A 3,778-nucleotide genomic window follows, 5' to 3' on the forward strand; every position below is an offset into this window, starting at 1 on the left:
GCGGCGAACACGGCCGGCCAGTCGCCGCGGTGGGCGGCGTCGGCCAGCTGGTCGCGCTCCGCGAGGAACGACTCCTTGTAGGCGTCCCGGTCCGCAACCCCGTCCCACGTCGCCACGCGCACTCCTTCTGTCGGCTGCCGGGTCATCGTACCGACGGGCCGGCCGCCGGCCTGATCCGAAAGGCAACGCCCTACAGCTCGTACGGGTACAGCCGGAGCGAAGCGACCCGCACCGCCACGACGTCGCCGGGCGCCGCGTCCCAGCCGTCCACCCAACCGTCCGCCCGGTCGTCCGTCTCACCGTCCACCGGCCGCTCCAGCATGACGATGTCGCCGCCGACCGCGAGGTCGACGACGGGATCGTCCGCGTCGCCAGCCGCGAGCACTGTCCCGGTGAGCACGACCCCGCCCGCCGGGGCCTCCACGATCGCAGCCGGCCCGGCCGCCTTCGCCCAGGCGAGGACCGGCTCCTCCACGTCCAGCTCGGCGTCGAAGAGTTGGCCAGGAGCGGCCGTCGGCGGTCCGGCCCACACGGCCTGAGCCCGGCCGAGGTCGCTCCGGAAGACGACCCGGCCGCCGTCCAGTACGTCCACGATCTCGATGCGCACGTCAGCGCCCCGCGTCGCCGAGGCCGACCCCGAGGATCCGGTCCAGGCCGAACTCGAAGCGCTCGTCGAAGTCACCGTCCTCCAGGTGCGCCGCGACCCGGCTCAGCGCGGGGTAGCCGCCCGGCGCCAGGGCCCCGGCCAGCGAGTGTTCGCCGGCCTGGGCGGCGAGGGCCTGCTGTTCCTGGGTCAGGCCGAGGGTCAGGTACTGGATCGTCCAGAACGCCCAGGCCGCGCGGCGCTCGTCGAGACCGCCGTCGAGCAGGGCGGCGACCGTCGCGTCGGCGTGGTGCAGCGTGGCCGGTTCGGCGGCGTAGGTGCCGGCGACGATGAGCGCCCCGTCGCGGTGGGCGAGCAGGCCGCGGCGGTAGCGGCGGGCGAGTTCGCGTACGCGCTCGTCCCAGGGGTCGGGGAGGTCGGCGAGGCGGACGCCGCCGACGATCGCGTCCGCCATGAGTTCGAGCAGACGGGCCTTGGTCTTGGCGTGCCAGAGCACGGTGTTCATGCGGACGCCCAGGCGGTCGGCGACGCCGCGGACGGAGACGGCGCCGGCGCCCTTCTCGTCGAGGAGGTCGAGTGCGGCGCGCACGACGGTGTCCGGGTCGAGCCGGGTGCGGGCGGAGTCCGGGGCTTGCTTCTTGGTCACTGACCTAGTCTACTGAAAGCCCGTCATTGGTCACCGACCAAGAAGCTAGGAACCGCGCATGGACCACCAGCAGCACCCGTCCGCACCCCCGCAGGTCGTCATCGCCGGCGGCGGCCCCGTCGGACTCTGGCTCGCCGCCGAACTCCGGCTCCAGGGCACCGAGGTGACCGTCCTGGAGAGCCGCACCGAGCCCGACCCGCACTCCCGCGCCACCTCCCTCCACCCACGCACGCTCGAACTCCTCGACAGCCGCGGCCTCGTCGAGCCGTTCCTCGCCGAGGGCGTGCGGATCCCCGGCGGGCACTTCGCCGCGCTGCCGTCCCGACTGGCCTTCGGCCGCCTCGACACGCCGTTCCCGTTCACCCTCGCGCTCCCCCAGGCCCGCACCGAGCACCTGCTCGCGGAACACCTCCGCACGACCGGCGCCCGGCTGCTGCGCGGACACCGCGTCACCGGCCTGGAGCAGGACGCCGAGGGCGTCACCGTGCACGTCCACGGCCCGGACGGCCCCTACCGGCTCCGCACCGGCTACGTGGTCGGCTGCGACGGCACCCGCAGCACCGTCCGCGAGGCGGCGGGCATCGGCTTCCCCGGCACCCCCGCCACCGCATGGGCCTGGATGGCGGACACCCACCTCGACGCGCCGCCGCACCGGCCCTCCGTCACCAACGAGCGCGGCACCCTGATGGTCTTCCCGCTGCCCGGCGGCGTGCACCGGGTGGTCGGCAACGACGCGGCCACCGTCCACAGCAGGCCCGGCCCCCTGACCTTCGAGCAGATCCGCGCCAAGGTCGGCGCGATCGCCGGGACGGACTACGGGATGCGCGCGGCCGGCCCGGTCTCCACCTTCGGCAACTCCGCCCGCCAAGCGGACCGTTACCGCCTCGGCCGGGTGCTGGTCGCCGGCGACGCCGCGCACTCGCACTTCCCCGCGGGCGGCCCCGGCCTCAACGTCGGGATCCAGGACGCGGCCAACCTCGGCTGGCGGCTCGCCCGCGTCGCCACCGGCACCGCCCCGGCCGAACTCCTGGACGGCTACCACGCCGAACGCCACCCCGTCGGCGCCGAACTCCTGCGCTCCACCCGCGCCCAGGCCGGACTGATGACCGACCATTCGCCCGAGACCCTCGCCCTGCGCGGCCTGCTCGCCGAACTCATCGGCGGCGTCGATGAGTTCTCCGACGCACTGGCCGCCCGCGCCGCCGGCCTCGCCGTCGCCTACCCGCCCGCCCCCGGCGGCGACGCCCACCCGCTCACCGGCTCCCGGGCCCCCGACCTACGACCGGACGGCGGCCCCGGCCTCTTCACGCTGCTGCGCCCGGGCCGCCCCGTCCTGCTCGACCTCACCGGCCGGGCCGGCGCCGACCTGGCCGCCCTCTCCCCGGACACCACCATCCACAGCGCGCCGCTCGCCTGGCACGGCGTCACCGCCGCCCTCGTCCGGCCCGACGGGCACTTCGCCTGGCTGACCGAGGAACGGCACCCGGGGAGCCTGGCCGAAGCCGCGACGCGCGCCGCCAACAGCCCGGGCCGGGCCCCCACCTGACCATCTCCACCGGACCGATACGCCCGCCCGCGCGCCACAGCCACCCGCGGAACGGCACCCGGCCCACCCAGCCGAAGCCGCCACCCGCGCCGCCAACAACCCGAGCCAGGCCCCCACCCGACCACCCCCACCCGACCGGTACGCTCGCCCGCGTGCCACACACCATCGAACAGCTGGTCGACGGCCTCGCCGGCCAGGAACTCATCGGGGACGTCCTCGACCTCCTCGACGAGCACCTCCGGCGGGGCGACGCGGACTTCGTCGCGGAGTTCGGCGCCGCGCTCCACGCACGCTACGGCGCGGGCGAGAACGGCTCCGAGCACCACTACCTCTTCTCCCTGCTGCTGTGGAACCTCGCCACCACCCACCGGCGCGACGCCATCGCGCACGCACTGCGGCTGGGCTTCGCCACCCGGTCGGAGGGCCGCCGGCCCGAGCGCAGGGCCGCCGCCGCGCTGGCCGCCAACCAGTCCCCGCGCGACCTCGCCCAGGTCTTCACGCCGGGCGAGGTCGCGTACGCGAACACCCCCGACGAGCTGCGGGCCTGCCTCGTCCACGAGTTGGTGCTCCGCCGCGCCGCGCCCCCGCCGGAGGCCGCTGCCTGGGCGGCCGACTCGCCGTTCTGGCGGAGCCACCCGCTCGCCTGGCTGCCCTGGACGCTTTCCCCGCTGGAGGGCACCCCGCAGCTGCCCCGCCTCTGGCAGGGCAGCTCGGCGCACGGCGTCGCGTACGGCCTGTCGGAAGGGCCCCACCTGCCGAGCGGCCCGGCGCCCGTCCCGGCCGTGCGGGCCAACGACCTCGACTTCGCCCTGACGGCCGCCGTCGACCGCTGGTCCCGGCGCCACAACGGCCGGGTCGAGGCCGGGATCCACGTCACCGAGGCCCCCGTCGATCCCGGGGCCGTCCACCCGATGCTGGCCTCCCTGCCGCTGGACTGCCTCGCGGGCCTGTCCTCCCCCGACAGCCTCACCGTCGTAGCGAC

4 protein-coding genes are annotated in these 3,778 nt (G+C 75.8%); 2 read left to right on the forward strand and 2 right to left on the reverse strand.

Features of this window, described 5'->3' with window-relative positions:
• Positions 1-190 precede the first annotated feature (190 nt).
• Positions 191-607 carry a hypothetical protein gene (locus AB0O00_RS32250; protein ID WP_363657825.1) on the reverse strand — a complete coding sequence of 139 codons (417 nt, stop codon included), beginning with the start codon at positions 605-607 and terminating at the stop codon, positions 191-193.
• Between the two features lies 1 nt (position 608).
• Positions 609-1,250: a TetR/AcrR family transcriptional regulator C-terminal domain-containing protein gene (locus AB0O00_RS32255; protein ID WP_363657827.1), complete on the reverse strand. Its 642-nt coding sequence runs from the start codon at positions 1,248-1,250 to the stop codon at positions 609-611.
• Positions 1,251-1,308: 58 nt separating this feature from the next.
• Between AB0O00_RS32255 and AB0O00_RS32260 the strand changes: the two genes are divergently transcribed.
• The gene (locus tag AB0O00_RS32260; protein WP_363657829.1) at positions 1,309-2,796 is read left to right on the forward strand and encodes an FAD-dependent monooxygenase; all 1,488 of its coding nucleotides are present in this window, start codon (positions 1,309-1,311) and stop codon (positions 2,794-2,796) included.
• Positions 2,797-2,948: 152 nt separating this feature from the next.
• On the forward strand, positions 2,949-3,778 hold an 830-nt coding region (locus AB0O00_RS32265; RefSeq protein WP_363657831.1), incomplete at its 3' end, for a DUF6183 family protein.

Source organism: Kitasatospora sp. NPDC093558 (genome assembly GCF_040683475.1).
Classification (GTDB): domain Bacteria; phylum Actinomycetota; class Actinomycetes; order Streptomycetales; family Streptomycetaceae; genus Kitasatospora.

Coding starts and splice junctions, on each gene's coding strand:
- AB0O00_RS32260 (WP_363657829.1), top strand. CDS start 1,309: ATGGACCACCAGCAGCACCCGTCCGCACCCCCGCAGGTCGTCATCGCC.